Source organism: Microbacterium testaceum StLB037 (genome assembly GCF_000202635.1).
In the GTDB taxonomy this organism is placed as follows: Bacteria; Actinomycetota; Actinomycetes; order Actinomycetales; family Microbacteriaceae; genus Microbacterium; species Microbacterium testaceum_F.
Map to the genome: position 1 here is coordinate 2321399 of NC_015125.1, position 22982 is coordinate 2344380.

18 protein-coding genes are annotated in these 22982 nt (G+C 70.6%); 13 read left to right on the top strand and 5 right to left on the bottom strand.

What is annotated here, in order from left to right; genetic code table 11:
* Positions 1-30: 30 nt before the first annotated feature.
* From MTES_RS10490 to MTES_RS10525, 8 genes are all read left to right on the top strand, one after another.
* Complete coding sequence (locus MTES_RS10490; RefSeq protein ID WP_013585229.1) at positions 31-1563, top strand: sugar ABC transporter ATP-binding protein; 1533 nt, start codon at positions 31-33, stop codon at positions 1561-1563.
* On the top strand, positions 1556-2569 hold the full coding sequence (locus tag MTES_RS10495; protein ID WP_043362682.1) for a LacI family DNA-binding transcriptional regulator: 1014 nt from the start codon (positions 1556-1558) through the stop codon (positions 2567-2569). Before MTES_RS10490 ends, MTES_RS10495 begins: the two co-directional genes overlap by 8 nt.
* A gap of 269 nt (positions 2570-2838) precedes the next feature.
* Positions 2839-3840, top strand: coding sequence for a LacI family DNA-binding transcriptional regulator (locus tag MTES_RS10500; RefSeq protein WP_013585231.1), 1002 nt, complete (start codon positions 2839-2841; stop codon positions 3838-3840).
* Between the two features lie 100 nt (positions 3841-3940).
* Entirely contained in the window at positions 3941-5188 is a 1248-nt protein-coding gene (locus tag MTES_RS10505; protein WP_013585232.1) for a sugar ABC transporter substrate-binding protein, read from the top strand.
* Positions 5189-5217: 29 nt separating this feature from the next.
* Positions 5218-6189, top strand: a complete 972-nt coding sequence (locus MTES_RS10510; protein ID WP_013585233.1) for a carbohydrate ABC transporter permease — start codon at positions 5218-5220, stop codon at positions 6187-6189.
* 2 nt (positions 6190-6191) lie between these two features.
* Complete coding sequence (locus MTES_RS10515; protein WP_013585234.1) at positions 6192-7007, top strand: carbohydrate ABC transporter permease; 816 nt, start codon at positions 6192-6194, stop codon at positions 7005-7007.
* Positions 7008-7023: 16 nt separating this feature from the next.
* A complete protein-coding gene (locus MTES_RS10520) occupies positions 7024-8748 on the top strand; it encodes an amylo-alpha-1,6-glucosidase (RefSeq protein WP_013585235.1) in 1725 nt (574 codons plus the stop codon).
* Positions 8745-10796: a TIM-barrel domain-containing protein gene (locus tag MTES_RS10525; protein ID WP_013585236.1), complete on the top strand. Its 2052-nt coding sequence runs from the start codon at positions 8745-8747 to the stop codon at positions 10794-10796. The genes MTES_RS10520 and MTES_RS10525 overlap by 4 nt, the downstream gene beginning before the upstream one ends.
* Positions 10797-10977: 181 nt before the next feature.
* On the opposite strand, the gene MTES_RS10530 is transcribed toward MTES_RS10525, so the two are convergent.
* On the bottom strand, positions 10978-12504 hold the full coding sequence (locus MTES_RS10530) for a CitMHS family transporter (RefSeq protein WP_013585237.1): 1527 nt from the start codon (positions 12502-12504) through the stop codon (positions 10978-10980).
* 160 nt (positions 12505-12664) lie between these two features.
* On the opposite strand from MTES_RS10530, the gene MTES_RS10535 reads away from it, so the two are divergent.
* Together MTES_RS10535 and MTES_RS10540 are read left to right on the top strand one after the other, a co-directional pair.
* Positions 12665-14278 (top strand): sensor histidine kinase, encoded by a 1614-nt coding sequence (locus tag MTES_RS10535; protein WP_013585238.1) that lies wholly within the window; start codon positions 12665-12667, stop codon positions 14276-14278.
* Positions 14275-14925 (top strand): response regulator, encoded by a 651-nt coding sequence (locus MTES_RS10540; RefSeq protein ID WP_013585239.1) that lies wholly within the window; start codon positions 14275-14277, stop codon positions 14923-14925. The genes MTES_RS10535 and MTES_RS10540 overlap by 4 nt, the downstream gene beginning before the upstream one ends.
* A 306-nt stretch (positions 14926-15231) precedes the next feature.
* Here the strand turns inward: MTES_RS10540 and MTES_RS10545 are convergent, their stop codons facing one another.
* The 4 genes from MTES_RS10545 to MTES_RS10560 all read right to left on the bottom strand — a co-directional run bounded on the left by MTES_RS10545 (position 15232) and on the right by MTES_RS10560 (position 19713).
* Positions 15232-16515, bottom strand: a complete 1284-nt coding sequence (locus tag MTES_RS10545) for an alpha-amylase family glycosyl hydrolase (RefSeq protein ID WP_013585240.1) — start codon at positions 16513-16515, stop codon at positions 15232-15234.
* A gap of 72 nt (positions 16516-16587) precedes the next feature.
* Positions 16588-17262, bottom strand: a complete 675-nt coding sequence (locus MTES_RS10550) for a response regulator (protein ID WP_013585241.1) — start codon at positions 17260-17262, stop codon at positions 16588-16590.
* Positions 17259-18431 (bottom strand): sensor histidine kinase, encoded by a 1173-nt coding sequence (locus tag MTES_RS10555; protein WP_013585242.1) that lies wholly within the window; start codon positions 18429-18431, stop codon positions 17259-17261. The genes MTES_RS10550 and MTES_RS10555 overlap by 4 nt, the downstream gene beginning before the upstream one ends.
* Before the next feature lie 55 nt (positions 18432-18486).
* Positions 18487-19713 carry an ROK family protein gene (locus tag MTES_RS10560; protein WP_013585243.1) on the bottom strand — a complete coding sequence of 409 codons (1227 nt, stop codon included), beginning with the start codon at positions 19711-19713 and terminating at the stop codon, positions 18487-18489.
* 114 nt (positions 19714-19827) lie between these two features.
* Between MTES_RS10560 and MTES_RS10565 the strand changes: the two genes are divergently transcribed.
* The 3 genes from MTES_RS10565 to MTES_RS10575 are packed head-to-tail and all read left to right on the top strand — an operon-like array spanning position 19828 to position 22966.
* The gene (locus MTES_RS10565; RefSeq protein ID WP_013585244.1) at positions 19828-21141 is read left to right on the top strand and encodes an ABC transporter substrate-binding protein; all 1314 of its coding nucleotides are present in this window, start codon (positions 19828-19830) and stop codon (positions 21139-21141) included.
* The gene (locus MTES_RS10570) at positions 21138-22052 is read left to right on the top strand and encodes a carbohydrate ABC transporter permease (protein WP_013585245.1); all 915 of its coding nucleotides are present in this window, start codon (positions 21138-21140) and stop codon (positions 22050-22052) included. Before MTES_RS10565 ends, MTES_RS10570 begins: the two co-directional genes overlap by 4 nt.
* Positions 22049-22966, top strand: coding sequence for a carbohydrate ABC transporter permease (locus MTES_RS10575; protein ID WP_013585246.1), 918 nt, complete (start codon positions 22049-22051; stop codon positions 22964-22966). The genes MTES_RS10570 and MTES_RS10575 overlap by 4 nt, the downstream gene beginning before the upstream one ends.
* The last annotated feature ends 16 nt before the right edge of the window (positions 22967-22982 follow it).

The following is a 22982-nucleotide window of genomic DNA, read 5'->3' on the forward strand; positions in this document are numbered from 1 at the left end:
TCGCCCCCGCGCGAGGGCATGATTGACCCCATGTCCACCGTCGCTCCGCCCCTCCTGGAGGTGCGCGGAGCGACGGTGCGTTTCGGGGTCGAATCGGCCCTCGCCGACGTCGACTTCCGTCTGCTCGCGGGCGAGGTGCACTCGCTCATGGGCGAGAACGGCGCCGGCAAGTCGACGCTGATCAAGGCGATCACCGGAGCCCTCCGCCTCGATTCCGGTCGGATCGAGCTCGACGGGCAGGAGATGCGCTTCTCCTCTCCCGCCGACGCGCAGGCCGTCGGGATCTCGACGGTCTACCAGGAGATCGACCTCCTGCCCAACCTCACGGTGGCCGAGAACATCTCGCTCGGCCGTGAGCCCCGCCGCTGGGGGGTCATCGACCATCGCGCGATGCGCGAGCGGGCGGTCGAGGCGCTGGCCTCGCTCGGCGTCGACGTCGATCCGTCCTCGGTGCTGTCGTCGCACCCGCTCGCGGTGCAGCAGCTGGTCGCGATCGCTCGCGCGGTCTCGACCGAGGTCAAGGTGCTCGTCCTCGACGAACCGACCTCGAGCCTGGATGCCGATGAGGTCGCCGAACTGTTCCGCGTGATCCGCGACCTCAAGGCGCAGGGCATCGCGATCGTGTTCGTCTCGCACTTCCTCGACCAGGTGTACGAGATCTGCGACCGGGTCACCGTCCTCCGGGGAGGGCGCCTGGTGGGCGAGTACGGAACGCGGGAGCTCCTGCGCATCGACCTCGTCGAGAAGATGCTCGGCGCGACCGCCGAGGTGCTCGCCCCGCTGGGCCAGCGCGAGGTCGAGACCACCGAGGGGCCTTCGGTGCTGAGCGCCCGGGGGCTGGCATCCGGGGTCCGTCTGAGAGAGGCCGACGTCGACATCGCCGAGGGCGAGGTGATCGGGGTCGCGGGTCTCCTCGGATCCGGGCGCAGCGAGCTCGCGCGCTCCCTCACGGGCGTCGACCGCCCCGATGGCGGCGAGCTGCGCATCGACGGCGAGCCGGTCCGCCTGTCGTCGCCGCGCGAGGCGATCCGTCGTCGCGTGGCCTACTCCTCCGAGAACCGTCGCACCGAGGGCGTGATCGGCGACCTCAGCGTGCTCGACAACATCACGCTCGCCCTGCAGGCGCAGCGCGGGATCTTCCATCGCCTCAGCACCGCCCGTCGCCGCGAGCTCGCGATGAGCTGGGTCGAGGCGCTGCACATCCGTCCCGTCGACATCGACCGCCCGGTGCGGACCCTGTCGGGCGGCAACCAGCAGAAGGTGCTCCTCGCGCGCCTTCTCGCGCTGTCCCCGCGGCTCATCGTGCTCGATGAACCCACTCGCGGCATCGACGTCGGGGCGAAGGCCGAGATCCAGCGGCTGGTCGGCGAACTGAGCGACAACGGCCTGTCGATCGTCTACATCTCCGCCGAACTGGACGAGGTCCTGCGCGTCGCCCACCTCGTCGCGGTGATGCGCGACGGCGTGCTCGCGCAGATCGTGCCGGCCGCCGACCTCACGTCCGACGCGCTGCTCGCGCTCGTGGCCGGACACACGAGCGGAGACGAGGGACGTGGTGCCTGAGGACAAGGGCTCGCGGACCGCTAACATCTTCGACGTCGCCCGCCTCGCCGGGGTGTCGCACCAGACGGTCTCGCGCGTGCTCAACAACATGCCGAACGTACGGCCCGCGACGCGCGCGCGTGTGGAGCAGGCCATCGCCCAGCTGCGGTACAGCCCCTCGCCCGCGGCGCGCGCCCTCGTCACCCGTCGCACGCGCACGATCGGGCTCGTCACGCCCGGCACCGTCGACTACGGCCCCACCTCGATCGCGACGAACTTCAACTTCGCCGCGCGCGCCGCCCGGTACAACGTCGACGCGATCAGCTCCCCGCAGAGCGACGTGGCTCCCGTGCGCGCGGCCATCGACGGTCTGCTCAAGCAGCGCGTGGATGCCATCGTGCTCGTCGTCGTCGACACGGAGGTGCTCGCGGCGGTCCAGGCGCTCGACATCGACGTGCCGATCGTCGCGGCGGCGACCAGCGCGCGCCCCCACCCGCGTCTGGTGGCGATCGATCAGTACCGCGGCGCCCGCAGCGCCGTGCGGCACCTGCTCGAGGCGGGATACGAGACCGTCCGCCACATCGCCGGCCCCGCCCGCAACCCCGACGCCGTCGAGCGCATCCGCGGCTGGCGCGAGGAGATCGCCGCCGCCCGCGCCCAGTCGACCCCGGCCGTGCACGGCGACTGGTCGGCCGCGAGCGGGTACCGCATCGCCTCCGAGGCGGACCTCGCCCCGGGGGAGGGGATCTTCGTCGCCAACGACCACATGGCCATCGGGGTCCTGTCGGCGCTGCGCGAGCGCGGTCTGCGCGTGCCCGAGGACATCGGCGTGGTGGGCTTCGACGACGTGCCCGAGGCGGCGTACGTCTACCCGTCGCTGACCACCGTGCGTCAGGATTTCGCGGCGCTCGGCGAGATCCTCATGCAGAAGGTGCTGCTGCTCGTGGAGGAACCCGACACGGTGACCGAGAGCACGCCGCTGCCGACGCGCCTGATCGTGCGGACGTCGGCCCCGCTCGCGCGCTGAGCTGGGTGATGCCGGCAGCGACCTGCCGCGGGGGAGCGTCCGGCCGACCGACCGCGATAAACGCCATTCCGTGCCAGACACGGTGCGGCACGGCGTGTCTCGGGAGGAATGGCGTTTATCGCGCGAAGGGTGCCGCCCTCGTGGGGACGGCAGCGCCGCAACGGGGGCCCGACGTGGGCGGGTGGCGCGATCGACGACACCGGGCCTTGCGGAGGGCCGCGCTACGGCCTACAGTGGTCGAACCGGTTCGATGACGAAGGGAGCGACGGATGCCGACGATCGGCGACGTGGCCAAAGCCGCGGGAGTCTCCCGCAGCACGGTGTCGTACGCGCTCTCGGGCAACCGACCGATCTCGCGTGAGACGCGCGAGCGCATCGACGCGGCGATCGCCGAGCTGGGATTCACCGTCAACGCGGGCGCGCGAGCGCTCGCGACCTCCCAGACCATGGTGCTCGGACTGCTCCTGCAGTTCCACGAGGACGAGTTCCCGCCGGCGATGCTGCAGTACATCCTCGCGGTGTCGAACGCGGCACGAGAGCTCGGCTACGACATCCTCATGGTCACCGACAGCGACGGCCCGGGCGCCATCCGTCGCATCACGTCGTCGAACATGGTCGACGGGGTCGTCCTGCTCGACGTGACCCACGACGACCCGCGGCTGGAGGCGCTGCGCCAGGCGCGCCAGCCGGGCGCCCTCGTCGGACTGCCGCGCGACACCGACGGCGTCGACGTGTTCGACCTCGATTTCAGCGAAGCGGCCCGCCTGACCATCGACCACCTCTACGGTCTCGGCCACCGCGACATCGTGCTCGTCTCTCCTCCCCGCCACGTCTTCGAGCGCGGGGGCGCGTACGCCTGGCGCTACCGCGATGCCGCTCTCGAGCGGGCCGCGCGGTATGGCATCCAGGTCCGTCCGTACTACGGCGAGTCGCAGCAGCCCGGGATCGAGCGCAGCCTCAACGCCATCCTCGACGCCCGCACCGACTCGACCGCGCTCGTCGTGCACAACGACGCCTCGATCGCGGCGCTTCCCGCGGTGCTGCGCGAGCGCGGGGTCGTCGTCCCCCGCGACCTCTCCGTGGTCAGCCTCTACTCTCAAGACTTCGGGCGTACCTTCCTCCTGCCGTACACGGCAGTCGAGACGTCCCCAGACGGGCTGGGCCGCAAGGCGGTCCAGCACCTGGTCCGGCGCATCGCCGACCCCGATTACGGGCCCCCCGTGGTCGGGTTCATCGAGCCGGAGCTCACCGACAGGGGGAGCACCGCTTAACGGGGCAGCGGCGTGTCCCGTTCTCGTCGGCCCATCGTCGAACCGGTTCAACGCCCTCGCCTGCACGACAACGCAGTCACATTTCAGAGAGGAAATTGCAGTGAGCACGAACACCACCCGTACCCGGGCTCTCGGCGCGATCGCCATCGGCGCCGTCGCCGTGGGCGTCCTGGCCGGATGCTCCGGCGCATCGACCGGGGCGAGCACCGACGGTGCCGCCGGCGGCACCTACACCTTCTGGGACCCGTATCCGCAGTACGACGCCTCGTCCGACTGGGCGAAGGTCATCGACAAGTGCGCCGCGGATGCCGGCGTCACGATCGAGCGGACCGGCTTCGACACCAGCGACCTCACCTCGAAGGCGCTCCTCGCCGGTCAGCAGGGCGATTCGCCCGACATCCTGCTGATCGACAACCCCGCCGTCTCGACCCTCGTCGAGGCGGGGATCATCACGTCGACCGAGGAGAACAACCTCCAGGTCGGCGACGTCGCCCAGAACATCCTCGGCGCCTCGGTCGTCGACGGGAAGACCTACGGCGTCCCCATCGGCGCGAACACCCTGGCGCTGTACTACAACCCCACCGTGCTGAGCGCGGCCGGGGTCGACCCCTCGTCGATCAAGGACTGGTCGAGCCTCAACGCCGCGATCGAGAAGGTCGTGGCATCCGGGAAGAAGGGCATCACGTTCTCGGGCATCGGGACCGAAGAGGGCAGCTTCCAGTTCCTGCCGTGGTTCTGGGGCGCGGGAGCCGACCTGACCGCGCTCGACTCCTCGCAGGCCGTCTCGGCGGTGCAGCTGTGGACCGACTGGGTGAAGAAGGGCTGGGCGCCGAACTCGGTCATCAACAACACCCAGACCACGAGCTGGCAGGAGTTCGAGACCGGTGACTTCGGTTTCGCCGAGAACGGCACCTGGCAGAAGGCGGGCGCCGCGAAAGCCGGCTACCAGGTCATCCCGATCCCGGGAGCCAAGGGCGGAGCCGCTCCGGCCCCGACCGGCGGCGAGTTCCTCACCCTGCCGGTGCAGAAGGACGCGGGCCGCTACGCCGTCTCGGCCAAGATCGTCGAGTGCCTGACGAGCACCGCCAACGTCGTGGGGACCGACAACACGCTGAACTACATCGCGGCGACCCCCGAGGCGCAGAAGGAGCAGCTCGCTCAGGACCCGACCCTCGAGCCCTGGGTCGAGGCGGTCAACGCGGCCAAGGCCCGCACCGGCGACAACCTCGGCACGAAGTACCCGGTGATCTCCGAGCAGCTCTGGACGGCCGTGCAGAACTCGCTGACCGGTGCCCAGTCGCCGCAGGACGCTCTGAAGGCCGCCCAGCAGGCCGCTTCCTCGAAGTAACACCCGATTCCTGAAAGGGGTACGCCGACATGACCGCGACGCAGTTCACTGCTTCGACGGGCACCGGCGATTCCGGGAGGGCGGCGGCCACCGCCGCCCTCCCCACCCCGGGCCGCCGTCCGCGGCACCGGGGCCAGTGGGCCGCGTGGGCGTTTCTCGCCCCCGTCGTGATCTACCTGGTCGTCTTCTACGCCTATCCGCTCTTCCGCAACCTCGACCTGAGCCTGCGCGACTACACCGTCCGCTCGTTCATCGACGGCACGGCGCCGTTCGTGTGGTTCGCGAACTACGTCACCGTCTTCCAGGACCCCACGTTCTGGCCGGCGCTGGCCAACACGGCCACGTTCACGCTCGTGTCGATCGTCTTCCAGTACTCGATCGGCATGGCGCTCGCGGTGTTCTTCTTCCAGCGCTTCCCGCTGTCGGCGACGCTGCGCGCCCTCTTCCTCGTGCCGTGGCTGCTGCCCCTGCTGGTCTCGGCGTCCGCGTGGTCGTGGATGCTGAACTCCGACTCGGGCGTCGTCAACTACCTCCTCGGCCTCCTCGGCGTCGACGCCGTCAACTGGCTCACCTCGCCGCAGTGGGCGCTGGTGTCGGTGCTCATCGCCAACATCTGGATCGGCGTGCCCTTCAACCTCGTCATCCTGTACAGCGGACTCCAGAACATCTCGAGCGACATCTACGAAGCGGCATCCATCGACGGAGCGAACGCCTGGCAGAAGTTCTGGCGCATCACCTTCCCGCTGCTGCGCCCCGTGTCGGCGATCACGATCCTGCTCGGGCTCGTCTACACGCTCAAGGTGTTCGACATCATCTGGATCATGACCCGGGGAGGACCGGGGTCGAGCTCGACCACCTTCGCCATCTGGTCGTACCGCCTCGGGTTCGGGTCCGCCCTGCCCGACCTCAGCCCCGCGGCGGCGGTCGGCAACCTGCTCATCGTGATCGCCCTGGTCTTCGGGCTGATCTACATCCGCGCCCAGCGCCGACTGGAGGTCTGATCATGAGGCGTCGTCCCTGGTGGATCACGGCGATCGGCATCGTCCTCACCGCGATCATGCTGTTCCCGATCTATTGGATGATCAACGTGTCGCTCACCCCGCAGAGCGACATGCGCAAATCGCCCCCCGATCTGTTCCCGCTCACCCCGACGTTCGAGGGCTACGAGAAGGTCCTCTCCGACCAGTTGCCGTACCTCGGCACGAGCTTCATCATCGGTATCGGCACCGTCGTGCTGACCCTTCTGCTGTCGGCTCCGGCCGCGTACTCGCTCGCCAAGCTCCGCCCGCGGGGTGGGAACGCGCTCAGCTTCGCGCTGCTCATCGCCCAGATGATCCCCGGGATCATCATGGCGATGGGGTTCTACGCGATCTATCTGAACGCCGGGATCCTCAACTCCGTGCCGGGGCTGATCCTCGCCGACTCCACCCTCGCGGTGCCGTTCGGCGTGCTCATCTTCACGGCGTTCATGCGCGGCATCCCCGATGAACTGCTCGCCGCGGCGCGCATCGACGGGGCGGGCACCTGGCGGACGTTCCGCTCGATCGTGCTGCCGGTCAGCCGCAACTCGATCGTCACGGTCTCGCTCTTCGCGTTCCTGTGGTCGTGGTCGGACTTCATCTTCGCCTCGACCCTCAACAGCGGCGGCAAGCTGCAGCCGATCACGATCGGCATCTACCGCTACATCGGCAACAACAACCAGGAGTGGAACGCGATCATGGCGACCGCCGTCGTGGCATCCATTCCGGCTGCCGTGCTGCTCATCCTCGCCCAGCGCTACGTCGCGGCCGGGGTGACCGCCGGTGCCGTCAAAGACTGACCCCGAAAGGCTCTTCGTGTCGCATCCCTCCCTGCCCACGTTCGACGTGCGCGAGATCCCCTTCAGCTTCCGCGGCTCGTGGCTCGACCTGTCGCCCGTCGTGGGGCTGCACCGCCAGGTCGACGACGTGCACCTCGTGTCGCACGTCAACGGCATGCACGCCGTCCTCCGCCTCACCCCCACCGTCGACGGGGAGCGGGCGGATGCCACGACCCGGGCGGACGCGGCAGCTCTTGCCTGGGCGGTGGGCGAGACCGTCGTCGCCACCGCCGTGTTCGAGTCGGCCGACATCGTGCGCATCGCGGGAGCGGGGGCGGACTTCACCCTCGCCGATGCGGTCGAGGAGCTCACGCCCTTCACCGGGTCGTACTTCTTCCGCGATCCGTTGGACGGCGCGTACGTCTTCACCTCCTACGAGACCGGCCGCCGGTATCGCGTCACCGTGCTGTCCGGCGAGGTGGCGACGGAAGGGGTCGAGGCGCTCGGTCAGAGCGTGCGCGCCCTGACCGTGGGAGGCGACACGTGGGAGATCGCGATCGAGCAGATCGAGGCGGCGGCCCCGGCCTATCGGGCGGGCGAGGCGTTCGACGAGGTCCGCGCGCGCGTCGTCGAGGAGTTCACGGACTACCTCGACCGGATCGCCGGCTGGCGGACCGAGGCGACGCCCGCCGTCGCCCGGGCCGCGTACGTCCTCTGGTCGGCCACGGTCGCCCCGGCCGGATTCGTCACGCGCGAGTCGGTGCTCATGTCGAAGCACTGGATGGACAAGGTGTGGAGCTGGGACCACACCTTCAACGCCCTGGCGCTCGCGCCCGGGCTCGCCGACGCCGCGCTCGATCAGTTCTTCGCCCCGTTCGACCACCAGGATGCCGCGGGCGCGATGCCCGACTCGATCACGCACGCCGAGGTGCTCTACAACTACGTGAAGCCCCCGATCCACGGGTGGGCGTGGGCGAAGCTGCGCGAGCGCCTCGCACGGCCCCTCACCGAAGACGAGCTGTTCGCGGGATACGCGCGGCTCTCGCGGTGGTCGCGGTTCTGGCTGGACTACCGCACCGCTCCCGGGCGCGACCTGCCGTACTACCAGCACGGCAACGACAGCGGGTGGGACAACTCCACGACCTTCGACCACGACCGCGTGATCGAAGCGCCCGACCTCGCCGCCTTCCTCGTCGTGCAGCTCGACGTCCTCGCCGATCTCGCGGACGAGCTCGGAACGGGGGAGGGCGCCGACTGGCGCGCCGAGCGCGATCGGGTCCAGGGCGCGCTCCTGCGCGACCTCCGAGACGACGAAGGGTTCTTCGCGGTCGGCGCGCTCAGCGGGACGGTGAGCAAACGGTCCAGTCTGCTGAACCTCCTGCCGGTTCTCGCCTCCGAGCGGTTCCCCGCCGCGGTGACGGACGCCCTGGCGGAGCGCATCGCGGAGCACCTGACCACCTGGGGTCCGGCCACTCAGCTCGTGGGAACGCCCGAATACGAGGACGACGGCTACTGGCGCGGTCCGATCTGGGCCCCCTCGACGATGCTCATCGAGGAGGGGCTGCGTCGCGGGGGGCACGTCGAGCTGGCCGACACGATCAACGAGCGCTTCCGCCGACTGTGCGAGGAGTCGGGCTTCGCCGAGAACTTCGACGCGCGGACGGGCGCGGGACTGCGCGACCGCGCGTACACCTGGACGGCGAGCGTGTACCTCGTCTTCGCGCACGAGCACACGCTGCGCACGGCCGGGGGCGACGCGTGACCGTGCACTTCCACGTCGAGGGGACGCGGCTCGTCTGGCGCGGTGACGGAGAGACCGTGGTCGTGGAGCCGTGGGGACGAGACAGCGTCCGCGTGCGGTCCCGTCTCATGCACGACATCGTCGATCACGACTGGGCGCTGCTTCCCCCCGCCCCCGCCCACGCCGAAGCCGACGTCGTCGTCGCGGGCGACACGGCGACCCTCACCAGCGGTCGCCTGCGCGTGGTCGCGACCTCGCGGACCGGCATCCAGCTGCAGACGGGGTACGACCGCAACTTCTGCCACCTCGCCTTCTTCGACGTCGACGGCCGGCTGCTCTTCCAGGAGAGGGATGCCGGGGGCTCCCTCGCGCTGGTCGCCCGCGAGCACCGTCCCATCCCCGGTGGCGACGTGCGCCTGACCGCGTCGTTCGAGAGCGCCTCGGACGAGCGTCTTTTCGGGATGGGGCAGTACCAGCAGGACGTGCTCGACCTGAAGGGCTGCACCCTCGAGCTCGCGCATCGCAACTCGCAGTCGAGCGTGCCCTTCGTGCTCTCCGACCGCGGCTACGGCTTCCTGTGGCACAACCCCGCGATCGGGCGGGCGACGTTCGCGGCGAACGGCACGCGATGGTCCGCCGAGTCCACAGACCAGCTCGACTACTGGGTCACGGCGGGAGCCACCCCGCGCGACATCTCGCGGGCCTACGCGGATGCCACGGGCCACACGCCGATGATGCCCGAGCGCGGTCTCGGCTTCTGGCAGTGCAAGCTGCGCTACTCCTCGCAGGAAGAGCTGCTCGCCGTCGCTCGGGAGCACAAGAGACGCGGCCTTCCACTCGACGTCATCGTCGCCGACTTCTTCCACTGGCCGAGGATGGGCGACTTCCGTTTCGAGGAGGAGTTCTGGCCCGACCCCGCCGCGATGGTGCGCGAGCTCGACGAACTGGGCGTCGAACTGATGGTCTCGGTGTGGCCGCAGGTGTCGCTCGAATCCGAGAACTACGCGCACATGAAGAAGGAGAACCTCCTCGTCCGCGCCGAGCGCGGCCTCGACGTGCACATGTCCTTCGAGGGGCCGAGCGCGTTCCTCGACGCCACGAACCCGCGGGCGCGCGCCTTCGTGTGGGAGAGGTGCCGGGAGAACTACGGCGGTCATGGCATCCGCACCTTCTGGCTCGACGAAGCCGAGCCCGAGTACGGCCTCTACGACTACGACAACTTCCGCTACCACGCCGGCTCCGTGCTGCAGGTGGGCAACGTCTACCCGCAGCACTACGCGCGGGCGTTCGCCGAGGGGCAGTGGGGCGACGGCGAGACCGAGGTCGTGAACCTCCTCCGCACGGCGTGGGCGGGCAGTCAGCGCTACGGCGCGTTGGTGTGGTCGGGCGACATCGCTTCGACCTTCGCGGCGCTTCGCGCGCAGGTGACCGCGGGCATCCACATGGGCGTCGCCGGTATCCCGTGGTTCACCACCGACATCGGCGGCTTCCACCACGGGGATCCGGATGCCGAGGACTTCCGCGAACTGCTCGTCCGCTGGTTCCAGTTCGGGACGTTCTGCCCGGTGATGCGTCTGCACGGCGATCGGCTGCCGACGACGCCCGTGCACGCGGCCGACGGCTCGCGGCGCTCGCCGAGCGGCGGGCCGAACGAGGTGTGGAGCTTCGGCGACGCCGTCACCCCGGTGCTCGAACGGTACCTCTTCGCCCGGGAGGCTCTGCGCCCCTACACCCGAGAGGTGATGCGCGACGCGCACCTCGACGGGCAACCCGTCCTGCGCGGGCTCTTCCACGAGTTCCCCGACGACGAGCGCTGCTGGACGGTGAAGGACCAGTACCTGTTCGGCCCGGACCTCCTCGTCGCGCCCGTGATGGAGGCCGGCGCGCGCTCGCGGAGCGTGGTGCTGCCCGCGGGCGCGGAATGGACCGACCTGTGGACGGGCGCGGTGTTCGCCGGCGGCGGCGAGATCGACGTGGAGGCGCCGCTGGAGAGGATCCCGGTCTTCGTCCGCGACGGCGCCCAGCCCGAGGTGGTCGAGGCGGTGCGCGCGGCGCTGCGTGCCGACTGACGCGCGAGCGGGGCGAACCGCCGTGCCGAGTACCGGCCGGCTGTCTTGCGATAAACGCCATTCGGTGCCGGAAACGCGGCGGCGCGGCGTTTCTCGGCAGGAATGGCGTTTATCGCGAGTGCGCGGCAGGTAAAGGGACCCCGGATGCCGTGGCATCCGGGGTCCCCTTACGGGTTGACGCTCAGCCCAGCAGCGGTACCGCACCCACCAGCACGCCGACGGCGAGCATCACCAGCGAGACGACGGTCGCGCGCCACAGCACCTTCTTGTGGTGGTCGCCGAGGTTGACGCCGGCGAGCGAGACCAGCAGCAGGATCGCGGGCACCAACGGGCTCTGCAGGTGCACGGGCTGGCCGGTGATCGAGGCGCGGGCCATCTCGACGGGGGCGATGCCGTAGTTCGCCGCGCTCTCGGCGAGGACGGGCAGGATGCCGAAGTAAAACGCGTCGTTCGACATGAAGAACGTGAACGGGATCGACAGCACGCCCGTGATGACGGCGAGGAACGGTCCCATCGACGACGGGATCACCTCGGTGATCCAGGCGGCCATCGCGGTGACCATGCCGGTGCCGTTGAGCACGCCGACCAGGACGCCGGCGGCGAGGACCATCGACACCACCCCGACGATCGAGGGCGCGTGCGCGACGATCTCGTCGGCCTGACCGCGCAGCTTCGGGAAGTTCACGATGAGGGCGACGGCCGCGCCGACCATGAAGACGAACGCCAGCGGGAAGATGTCCATCACCAGGAGGACCATGACGGCCACGGTGAGCGCGAGGTTGAACCAGATGAGCTTCGGGCGCAGCGTCGCGCGGTTCGGGTCGAGCATCGTGTCGGCCATCGCGGTGTCGGCGGTGTCGACGAGCTGGGTCGCGGCGACGGCGTCGCGTCCGCCGCGGACGGTGACGATGTTGCCGGTGCGCAGCGACGCGACCGCGCCGGGCTTGGGCTCCGCCCCGCGGAACAGCTTCGGGGCACCGAGACGACCGAAGCCACCGGGGGCGTCGAGCTTCGAGGTGTCGACGACACCGGCGAGACGCTTGCGCTCGGCGAGGCCGAGGAACCAGGCGAAGGCGAGAGAGACGACGAGACCCGCGGCGAGCGAGGGGATCATCGGCACGAAGACGTCGGTGGGCTGCAGCCCCAGCGCGGTGGCCGCGCGAACGGTCGGTCCGCCCCACGGGACGATGTTCATCGTGCCGTTCATCAGACCCGCGACGCAGGTGAGCACGACGGGGCTCATGCCCAGGCGCAGGTACAGCGGCAGCATCGCCGAGGTCGTGATGATGAAGGTCGTCGATCCGTCGCCGTCGAGAGAGACGGCACCCGCGAGGATCGCCGTGCCGAGCACGATCTTGGCGGGGTCATCGCCCAGCACGCGCGTGATCACGCGGATCAGCGGGTCGAACAGGCCGACGTCGATCATGATGCCGAAGTACATGATCGCGAACATCAGCAGGGCGGCGGTGGGCGCCATCTTGCTGATCGCGTCGATCACCATGTCGCCGAGGCCCAGGCCCGCTCCCGCGATCAGCCCGAAGATCGTCGGGACGACGATGAGGGCGACCATGGGGGTGAGGCGCCGCGTCATGATCAGGGCCATGAACGACAGGACCATGAGGAAGCCGAGGGCCACGAGCACCCCGTCGGCGGGCGTGTACGCCACCGGGTACTCGGCCGTGTCGGCCGCAAGGATCAGGGGGGTCATCGCGACTCCTTCGTCGTGACGGGCGCGAATCTCGCGCTGTCGATCCGGTGACACTACGGATGCCGAGACCCCGACCGCGCGCTTGCTCGCATTGCGCGGGGTTATGCGCGTACCGTGTGTTCTGCGCATTTCGCGCACGAGGTGGTGTTCAGGGAGGCGCATGCGGTTCGCAACCCGAATGCTCGTCGTGCAGGTGGCGACCCAGGTGGTCGTCGTCGCGGTGTGCACCGCGGTCTTCGCCTGGCTCGGCGTGCAGCAGCTCAAGGCCGAGGCCGACTCGTCGGCGCTGAATATCGCGCGCTCGGTCGCCGAAGCCCCCGAGGTGCGCGACCTCGTCGCCGCCTACTCCGCCGATCCGGGCACCCCGGATGCCGCGGGCCTGCGCGACGGCCTTCTCCAGCGGTACGCGGTCGACGTCACCAGCCGCACCGAGGGCCTGTTCGTCGTGATCACCGACGACCATGGCATCCGACTCGCCCATCCCGATCCCGACCGCCTCGGCCAGGTCGTCAGCACGAGTTTCGCGGACGCGCTCGCGGGCCGCGAGGTCGTCACCTGGGAGACCGGAACGCTGGGGGAGTCGGCGCGCGCGAAGGTGCCCGTGTACCCGCCGGGCGGCGGCGCCCCGGTGGGGGAGGTGAGCGTCGGGTTCGAACGCGCGAGCGTTTTCGACGACCTGCCCGCTCTCCTCGGCGGGATCGCCGTGGCCGTGGCGCTCGCCGTCGCGATCGGCGCGCTCGTCGCGCTCCTCATGCGCCGGCGCCTCGAGCGGCTCACGCTCGGCGTCCAACCCGAGGAGCTCGTCGCCCTCGTGCAGACCCAGACGGCTGTGCTCGAGGGAGCCGACGAGGGTGTCCTCGCCATCGACGAGGCGGGGGTCGTGCGCGTGTGCACCACGACCGCCGAACGTCTTCTCGGGATCACGGATGCCGTCGGCCGCCCCCTCGCCGACCTCGACCTCCCGCCCGCCGTCGCGACGGCCCTCGCCGGTGCCGGGGCGAGCACGGGGCTGCCGATCGAGGGTCGGGTCGTGTTCATCGACGTGCGTCCGGTGCGCCGCGGCGCCCGCGCGCTCGGCCGCGTCGCGGTGCTGCGCGACCGCACCGACGTCGCCGCGCTCTCGGGGAGGCTCGACAGCGTCCGCGCGATGGGCGATGCCCTTCGGGTCCAGCGGCACGAGAACGCCAACCGCCTGCACGCGGCGGTCGGTCTGCTCGACGCCGGGCGCACCGCCGAGGCCCGCGCGTTCCTCGCCGACCTCGTGGACCGCGGGTCGGTGGACTGGGCCGTTCCCGGCATCGACCTCGTCGGCGACGCGATGCTGCAGTCCTTCCTCGGGGCGAAGGCGCTCGCCGCGCGCGAGCGGGGAGTGATCCTGCGCGTATCCGACGACACGTACCTCCGCGGCACCGTCGACGACGTGGAAGACGTCGTGGCCGTGCTGGGGAACCTCGTCGACAACGCCGTGACCGCCACGGCATCCGGACCCGAGCCCCGCGAGGTCGAGGTCGCCGTGCTCGGCGACGGCGACGCGATCGTGCTCACGGTGGCCGATACCGGCGGGGGCATCGCCGACATCGAGGCGGCCTTCGCTCCCCGCGAGCGCGACGACGACCCCGCCGCCGTGCACGGCCTCGGCATCGGGCTGCCGCTCTCGCGCGAGTTCGCGCGGCGACGCGGCGGCGACGTGTGGGTCGTCGACCCGGGCGATGACGGCCACGGAGCTGTCGTCGCCGCGCGTCTGCCGGGAGTCCTGCGAGGAGAGAACGAATGACCGACATCCGCGTCCTCGTCGTCGACGACGACTTCCGCGTCGCGGGACTCCACCGCGACGCCGTGGCCTCTCGGCCCGGCTTCCTCGCGCTGGAACCGGCTCGCACGGTGGGGGAGGCCCGCGCGGCGCTCGCCGCGCACACCCCCGACCTCGTGCTGGCCGACGTGTACCTCCCCGACGGGGACGGGATCGAGCTGGTCCGCTCGGCCGGCATCGACGCGTTCGTCCTGTCGGCGGCGACGGATGCCGAGACCGTCCGCCGCGCGTTCACGGCCGGGGCTCTCGCGTACCTGGTGAAACCGTTCGACACCCGCGTGCTGGCGGAGCGTCTCGACCGCTACGCCCGCTACCGCAATCTCCTCTCGAGCGCGCGGCCGCTCTCGCAGGATGACATCGACCGCGCGGCATCCGTGATGCGGGGGGAGCGCGAAGGGCCGTCGCTCGCCCGCTCGGCGACCGAGCAGACGGTATTGGCGGCCCTCGGCGCCGACGAGGCCTCAGCGAGCGAGGTGGCCGAACGCATCGGCGTCTCGCGCGCGACCGCGCAGCGCCACCTCACGGCCCTCGCCGAGCGGGGCCTGGTGCAGGTGAGTCTGCGCTACGGCTCGACGGGGCGGCCCGAGCACCGCTTCCGCGCCGGCGCCTGACCCGCCCCGCCCCGGCTCGCTGTATCTCGGCAGGCGAGGTGGCTGAGCGTGTCGAAGTCGCCGGGCGCGATCCTCGGGTGGCAACCGTCGAGGTGGCTGAGCTTGTCGAAGTCACCGGGCGATGCTTGGGTGGCAACCGTCGAGGTGGCTGAGCTTGTCGAAGTCACCGGTAGTTCGGCGGCATCCCGGTCCCTTCGACAGGCTCAGGGACCTCCGGCGGCATCCCGGTCCCTTCGGCGGGCTCAGGGACCTCCGGCGGCATCGCGGTCCCTTCTACGGGCTCAGGGACCTCTGCGCGCCCTGACCTCACGCCTCCAGCACCACCCACCCGCGCGGTCCGAGCTCGACGCGCCCGTCCACCGGCGAACCCTCGCCGGCGACCACCGACCGCCCGTCCGCGATGGGCAGTAAGACGGGCTCGTCACCGACGTTCAGTGCGACCACGACCGCGTCGTCACCGATCGCGGTCCGCAGCGCGAGAGCCGTGTTCGCGACCTCGATCACGTCGGTGTGCGCGCGCCAGAGCCAGGGCTTGCGGCGGCGCAGCGCGATGAGGGCGCGGTGGGCGTCGAGGATCCGCTCGTCGGGCTCGGCGTCCCCGGGTGCCGCGGGGAAGGAGGGCCGCACCGCGTCGTCGCCCCCGATGCGCTCCTCCTTCACTCCCGTCCACCCGAACTCGTCGCCGGCGTAGACCGACGGAGTCCCGGCGACCGTGAACAGCACGGCCAGCGCGTGCGGCACGAGCGCCGTCCCGACGGCCGAGGCGATACGCGTCACGTCGTGATTGCCGACGAACGTCTGCGGCACGAACGTCGCGAGCAGCCCGTCGTGCCGCTCGATGGCGTGGCTCAGCTCGAAGAGGTTCCGGTCGGCGATGCCGTGCCAGATCCCCTGCCACAGCTCGTACTGCGTGAGCGCGTCCATCGTCGACTCCCGCACGATCGTCGGCGCGTCCCCGTGGATCACCTCGCCGAGGAACCACGCCTCGGGGAACCGCTCGCGCACGCGAGGAAGGACGGCGGCCCAGAACGACGACGGCACCGCGTACGCGGCATCCAATCTCCACCCGTCGAGCCCGCGCTCGAGCCAGTGGCACATGACCTCGACGACGAGGTCGACGACCGCGGGGGAGGAGTGATCCAGCGCGACGAGCGCGTCGTGCCCCTCGAACACCTCGGCCTCGAACCGCCCGTCGACCCAGCGCCCGCGGAACAGGTTCGGCCCGTCCTCCGTCAGGTTGCGGAAGGCCGCGTGCCCGCGCCCGACGTGATTGAACACGCCGTCGAGGAGGATGCGGATGCCACGCTCCCGCGCCGCCGCCACGAGACGTGCGAAGTCCTCGTCATCGCCCAGCCGCGGGTCGATGCGGAAGTGGTCGACGGTGTCGTACCCGTGGGTCTCGGCCGCGAAGACGGGCCCGAGCAACAGGCCGTTGAGGCCGAGGGAGATGATGTGGTCGAGCCACGGCTCGAGCCGGTCCAGACGGTGCTCGGGGGCGGCATCCGGATCCACGTCCTCGCGGATCGGGGCGCCGACGAACCCCAGCGGATAGACGTGCCACCAGATCACGTGCTCGGGCCACGCGGGCATCCGGTCTCCTCTCGATCGGGGGTGAGACCGTCTCGACGGTATCCGCCCGGTCCGTCTCCGCGAGGGGGGTTGTCAGCGTCGGCGCTCGGCCGCGCCCGCCCGCGCCCAGAGCGCCGCCGCCTGCGTGCGGCTCTCCACGCCGAGCTTCGTGAGCACCCGCCCGACGTGCGTCTTGACGGTGGGGAGCGACAGGAAGAGCTCGGCCGAGATGTCGGCGTTCGACGCCCCGCGCGCCACGGCGGCGGCCACCTCCCGCTCGCGCGGCGTCAACGACGCGAGGGCCTCCCGTTCCGCCGCGGTCGGTAGGCGGGTGTGATCGGCGGCGAGACGGATGACCTGGTCGAGCACGCCCGGGGCGAGCACCGAGCGACCGGATGCCGCTGCCCGCACCGCCGCGACGAGCTCGGCGGGAGGCGCGTCCTTGAGCAGGAACCCGCGCGCCCCCGCGCGGAGGGCCCGGACGACGTCCTCGTCGGCGTCGAAGGTCGTGAGCACGATGATCGCGCGGGAAGGGTCCGCGGCCACCTCGCGCGCGGTGGCGGTCAGGCCGTCGCAGCGCGGCATCCGGATGTCCATGAGCACGACGTCGGGCTGGTGCCGCGCGATGACCGACTCGGCTTCGAGTCCGTCTGCCGCTTCGCCGACCACCTGGATGCCGCGATCGGTGCCGAGCACGAGCCGCAGGCCCGCGCGCACCTGCGGATCGTCGTCGACGACGACCACCCCGACCTCGTCGGGCGCGCTCACGCGAGGCTCCACGGCAGGGTCACGTGCACGCGGTGCACGCGGGGGCCGGCGGTGACCTCGGTCGTCCCGCCGACCGCGCGTGTCCTTTCCTCGATGCCCACGAGGCCGAACCCGGGCGACCCCGACGGCTTCGCGAACATCGGATTGGCGACGTCGATCTCGAGGCGATCCCCGGGCTCCCCCGTGACGCGGAGGGTCACCGCCGCCCCCGGCGCGTGCCGACGGGCGTTCGTGAGGCATTCCTGCACGATGCGGTACGCGTGCCGACCGATCGCCGGGGCCAGCGTGGCGAGATCGACCTCGACCCGCGCCTCGACGTCGTCCGTCGTGGCGAGCAGCTCGTCGAGGTCGGCCAGCGTGGGCTGCGGCCTGTCCGCGTCCGCCGCCTCCGGGTCTCGGACGACGGCCAGGATGCCACGCAACTCGCCGAGCGCGCCGCGCGCGTTCTCGTGCACGGTCTCCACGGCCGCCGCTCGCTCCCCGTCGTCGAGATCGTCGCGGTAGCGCAGCGCGCTCGCGTGCATCGCGGTGAGCGACAGGCGATGGGCGAGGACATCGTGCATCTCGCGGGCGATGCGGGTGCGCTCGTGATCGCGCGCCGCGGCCTCGCGCAGACGCTGCTCCTCTTCGACGAGGAGCGCGCGCTCGCGCAGCGACACCACCAGTGCCCGTCGCGCTCCGATCGAGACGCCCACGGCGACCGTCGCCGCCAGCACGACGAGCAGGATGCCGACGGTCAGGGCCAGGTCAGCGGCCGGCGCCGGCGCGCCCAGGAGATCGAAGCCGCCCGCCACCACGCCCGTGATCGCCGCGACCCAGACGATGACGGTCGCGGCGATCTCGCCCGGGCGGCGACGCGTCGCGAGCGACACCAGCGCGAGGAGGGCGGCGGGAGCGGCGAGAGACGAAACGGCGGCGCCGAGGGCCAGGCCCACCGCGATCGCGAGGGGCGCTCTGCGGCGGAAGGGGAACACGACGTGAGCGATCACCCCGACGGCGAGATCGAGCAGGACGAGACCGGCGAAACGCGCGGAGTCGCCGTCCGCGCCGAGATCGAGGCTGAAGCCGACGTTGATGACGAAGAAGAGCAGACCCAGCGCGGCAGCGACGGCGAGGCGCCAGGCCTCACCCCAGATCGGACGGCGGGCGAGGGTGGGAGCGGTGGTCATGTCGGCGAGCCTAGGAAGACGTGCCGGCTCTCCGGATCGTCCGAAGGTCGCACGCTCACGCCCGCGCCCGATCCTCGGGAAGCGCGAACGCCTCGAGATCGAGCGCGCGAGCGCGTGCCGTCTCCACCGCCGCCGCGACGGCCCCGATCGAGACGATGTCGGCGCCGAGCGTCGAGGCCACGATCCGCGGGGCGGGGAGGTGCAGGGAGTCGGGGAACGCCTCGATCGCCGCGGTGATGATCGGTCCCGCACCCGCGGCGATGGCACCCGACACCACCACGCGCTCGATGTCGAAGAGGCTGCCGAACATCGCCGCCACCCCGGCGAGCGCCGGCCCCACCTCGCGCGCCACGGCCAGGGCGCCGGCGTCGCCCCCGGCCGCGAGATCCAGCACGGTCTTGGCATCCAGGGTGGCGGGGTCGAGACCGCGCAGCGCGCTGTCATCGGGGAGGGTCCCGGATGCCAGAGCCTCCCGCGCCGCGTCGACGCACCGCGGGGCGAGGCCCCACGCGCTGCCGACGCCCTCGACGCGGTCGAAGGCCACCGTCTCTCCGGCGCCGCCGTGCGCTCCGCGGAGGAGATGCCCGTCGACGCTGATCCCGGCGCCGAAGCGTTCCCCGGCGAGAAGGGCGACGAAGTCGGCGCAGCCCACCGCGGCCCCGTGCGTCCGCTCGGCGACGGCGGCCAGCGTCGCGTCGTTCTCGACGCGGACGACGGGCGCCCAGGCGGCGAAGGTGTCGACGAAGCCCGGGTTCATCCGCGCCCAGAAGCCGTCGTGGTGGATGGGGGAGCGCCCGGCGCGATCCACGGGCGCCGGGACGCCGACGCAGAGCGCGACGATGTCGGTCCGCGCGCGCCGCGCGCGCTTGAGGGCCGCGTCGACCGTCGCCTCGGCGGCGCGGCGCCGGCGCTCGGGGGAGTCGAGCTCGGGATCGACGGTGAGCCGCGAGGTCGCAAGGGTCGTTCCCCGGAGGTCGGCGACCGTGGCGGTCAGGTGTCCGCGCCCGGCGTCGACGCCCACGACGGTGCCCGCGCCGGGCTGGAAGGCGAAGCGCCGCGCGGGGCGACCCTTCGAGTACTCGCCGACGGCGCGGGCGTTGGGCATCTCCGCCAGCAGCCCGCGGGCGGTGAGTTCGTCGAGGACGTCGATCGCGGTCGAGCGGGTCAGGCCGACCGCCGCGATCACGTCGCTCGCGGTGAACGCGTCCTCGTCCCAGACGCGGGTCAGCACCGCGTCGAGGTTGTGGCGACGCAGCGACGGCGTCGTCGTCATGGCATCCATCGGCTCTCTTGACCCCCCTGAGTTCTCCTGCAATACTGCCTGCACGATATTGATTTGGCGAGTAGATTTACTGCTCGGCACAACATATTCGCAGTGCGGCGGAGGAGGAACCAGGTGTCGACGAAGAGCAGGGCGAGCCGACGATGGCTCGCGGCGACCGCGGTGGGGGTGCTCGGGGCGGCGATGCTGGCCGGCTGCTCCAGCGACGGTCGCGAGACGATCCGCTTCACCTTCAGCAAGCGCGAGGCGCTGGCGTTCATGAACGACGTCGTCGCCGAGTACAACGCCTCGCAGGACAAGGTCCACGTCGAGATGGACAGCTCGGGCGTCGACGTGGTGTCGGCGAGCTTCGTCCGAGGCAACCCGCCCGACATCATGCTCGCGAACTACAACTACGAGGTCGCGAGATTCGTCCAGCGGTGCGCCCTCACCGATCTCGGCGGCACCGAGGCTGCCGGAACCGTCCGTGACGACCTCCAACCGCTCATGGACCAGTACGGCTCGTGCGAGGGACGCACCAGCGCGTTGCCCTACTCGGTGATGGCCGCGTCGGTCATCTACAACAAGCAGATCTTCGAGCAGTTGGGCCTTCAAGTCCCCACCACGTGGGACGAGCTCCTCCAGGTGTCGGACACGCTGAAGGAGAACGGCGTCACGCCGTTCTACGGCACCTTCAAAGACGACTGGACCGTGGCCCAGGGCTGGTACGACTACTCCGTCGGCGGGTCGCTGAACGTCATCGACTTCTTCGACGGTCTCGCGGCCGAGGGGGACGAGGTCGGACCCTCGTCGTCGGTGTCGTTCGCGAAGGACTTCACCGAGCCGATGGACCGGATGATGCAGCTCGCGCAGAACTACACGAATCCGGATGCCGAGAGCAGGGCCTACGGAGACGGCAACCTCGCCTTCGCCCAGGGTGAGGCGGCGATGTACCTGCAGGGCCCGTGGGCGCTGGGGGAGATCGCGAAGACCGCGCCCGACCTGGCCGTCGGCACGTTCCCGCTGCCGATGACCGACGATCCCGGCGACCTGGCCGTGCGCGTGAACATGGACCTCGCGGCGATGATCCCCGAGGCATCCCGTCATCAGGATGCCGCCCGCGACTTCCTCGAGTACCTGTACCAGCCGCAGGTGATCGAGGCCTACAACGAGTCGCAGCTCGGCTTCGCTCCCACCAAGGACGCTCCCGCGCCGAGCGATCCCCGCGTGGCCGGGATGGTCCCGTACTACGAGGAGGGGCGCATCTATCAGGGTGCCTCGGTCCTCGTGCCCAAGACCATCCCGACCTTCAACTACGCCCAGGCGATGATCTTCGGCGCCTCGCCCGAGACCACGCTGCGCACCATGGACGAGGACTGGTCGCGACTCGCCTTCCGGCAGCCGCCCGCCTCGACGAACGACGCATCCGGCGAGGAGGCCGCGCGATGAGCACCACGACCACGATCGTCACGGGTGGGAAGGCGACCGCGCGTCGCAGCACCCGTCGCGTCGAGCCGATCTACTACTTCTTCCTGCTGCCGACGCTCGTGCTGTTCACGCTCGCGATCACGGTGCCGGGGATCATCGGCATCTTCTTCAGCTTCACCGACTCGATCGGTCTCGGCGAGTGGAACTTCACCGGGCTGACCAACTACATCGCCATCTTCAGCGACCCCGCGATCCTGCAGAGCTACCTGTTCACCTTCGGCTTCTCGGTGGCCACCGTGATCGTGGTCAACGTCGCCGCGTTCCTGCTCGCGGTGGGGCTGACCGCGCAGATCCGCTTCAAGAAGGCGCTGCGGACGGTCTTCGTCATCCCGATGGTGATCTCGGGCATCATCATCGCCTACGTCTTCAACTTCCTCTTCAGCAACTCCGTGCCCGAGGCGGGGGCCGCCCTCGGCATCCCGTGGCTCGAGACGAGCCTGCTGGCCAACCCCGACCTCGCGTGGGTGGCGATCGTCATCGTCACCGCGTGGCAGGCGATCCCCGGCACGCTGCTCATCTACATCGCGGGGCTGCTGTCGGTGCCCGGCGACGTCTACGAGGCCGCCGGCCTCGACGGCGCCAGCAAGACGCAGCAGCTGCTGCGCATCACGCTGCCGCTCGTGGCCGGATACGTCGTGATCAACGTCATCCTCGGCTTCAAGGGCTTCCTCAACGCCTACGACATCATCGTGGGCCTCACCGGCGGTGGCCCCGGCACCGCGACCCGCAGCGTCGCGATGTCGATCATCCTCGGCTTCAACGGCGGCGACTACGCCTACCAGATGGCGAACGCGGCGCTGTTCTTCATCGTCGCCATCGTCATCTCGCTCCTCCAGCTCTCCCTCACCCGGGGAAGGAACACCCTGTCATGACCGCTCTCAACCAGCCCGCGCTCGCCGTCGAGCAGGCCGAACTGTCCCTCCCCGCGGCAGACCGCTCGCGGCCCCGCTTCCGCCGCGTCGGCATGGAACGGGTGAACTGGTCGACGACGACCATCCTCGTGCTCTGCTCGCTGACCGTGCTGCTGCCGCTGTACGTGACGATCTCGATGGCGCTGAAGAGCGGCACCCAGGTCGTCGACGGGAACGCGTTCTCGTTCCCCTCGCCGATCAGCTTCGACGGGTTCGTCCAGGCGTGGACGCTCACGAAGTTCCCCGTGGGCTTGGCGATCTCGCTCCTGGTCACCGCGGGCACGGTCGTGGCGACGATCATCCTCGCGGCCTTCGCCTCGTACGCCATCGCGCGCAACTGGGACCGCAAGCTCTTCCGCTACTCGTTCTTCTACCTGCTCGCGGCCATGTTCATCCCGTTCCCGGTGGTGGCCCTGCCGCAGATCCAGCTCACCGGACGCGTGGGACTCGACAACCCCGTCGGCGTGATCCTCCTCGCCACGATGTTCCAGCTGAGCTTCAGCGTGCTGCTGTTCACCGCGTTCCTGCGCTCGATCCCGCTCGAGCTCGAGGAGAGCGCCCGCATCGACGGGGCGACCACCTGGCAGACGTTCTGGCAGCTGATCTTCCCGCTCCTGGCTCCGATGAGCGCGACCGTCGGCATCTTCGCGTTCCTTTACGCGTGGAACGACTTCATGATGCCCTCCCTCATCATCAGCGACCCGGCCCTGCAGACGCTGCCCGTGCGCCAGAACCTCTTCCAGACGCAGTTCAGCAACAACTACAACGTCGCCTTCGCCTCGTACCTCATGGCCATGGCCCCCGCGATCGTCGCCTACCTCTTCACCCAGCGCTGGGTGATGGCGGGCGTCACGCAGGGCGCCATCAAGGGCTGACAGACCCCCGACCCGA

Excerpts from the sequence above, each read along its gene's own strand:
- MTES_RS10490 (WP_013585229.1), top strand. The coding sequence starts at position 31 with ATGTCCACCGTCGCTCCGCCCCTCCTGGAGGTGCGCGGAGCGACGGTG.
- MTES_RS10500 (WP_013585231.1), top strand. The coding sequence starts at position 2,839 with ATGCCGACGATCGGCGACGTGGCCAAAGCCGCGGGAGTCTCCCGCAGC.
- MTES_RS10510 (WP_013585233.1), top strand. The coding sequence starts at position 5,218 with ATGACCGCGACGCAGTTCACTGCTTCGACGGGCACCGGCGATTCCGGG.
- MTES_RS10515 (WP_013585234.1), top strand. The coding sequence starts at position 6,192 with ATGAGGCGTCGTCCCTGGTGGATCACGGCGATCGGCATCGTCCTCACC.
- MTES_RS10530 (WP_013585237.1), bottom strand. The coding sequence starts at position 12,504 with ATGACCCCCCTGATCCTTGCGGCCGACACGGCCGAGTACCCGGTGGCG.
- MTES_RS10535 (WP_013585238.1), top strand. The coding sequence starts at position 12,665 with ATGCGGTTCGCAACCCGAATGCTCGTCGTGCAGGTGGCGACCCAGGTG.
- MTES_RS10540 (WP_013585239.1), top strand. The coding sequence starts at position 14,275 with ATGACCGACATCCGCGTCCTCGTCGTCGACGACGACTTCCGCGTCGCG.
- MTES_RS10545 (WP_013585240.1), bottom strand. The coding sequence starts at position 16,515 with ATGCCCGCGTGGCCCGAGCACGTGATCTGGTGGCACGTCTATCCGCTG.
- MTES_RS10555 (WP_013585242.1), bottom strand. The coding sequence starts at position 18,431 with ATGACCACCGCTCCCACCCTCGCCCGCCGTCCGATCTGGGGTGAGGCC.
- MTES_RS10560 (WP_013585243.1), bottom strand. The coding sequence starts at position 19,713 with ATGGATGCCATGACGACGACGCCGTCGCTGCGTCGCCACAACCTCGAC.
- MTES_RS10570 (WP_013585245.1), top strand. The coding sequence starts at position 21,138 with ATGAGCACCACGACCACGATCGTCACGGGTGGGAAGGCGACCGCGCGT.
- MTES_RS10575 (WP_013585246.1), top strand. The coding sequence starts at position 22,049 with ATGACCGCTCTCAACCAGCCCGCGCTCGCCGTCGAGCAGGCCGAACTG.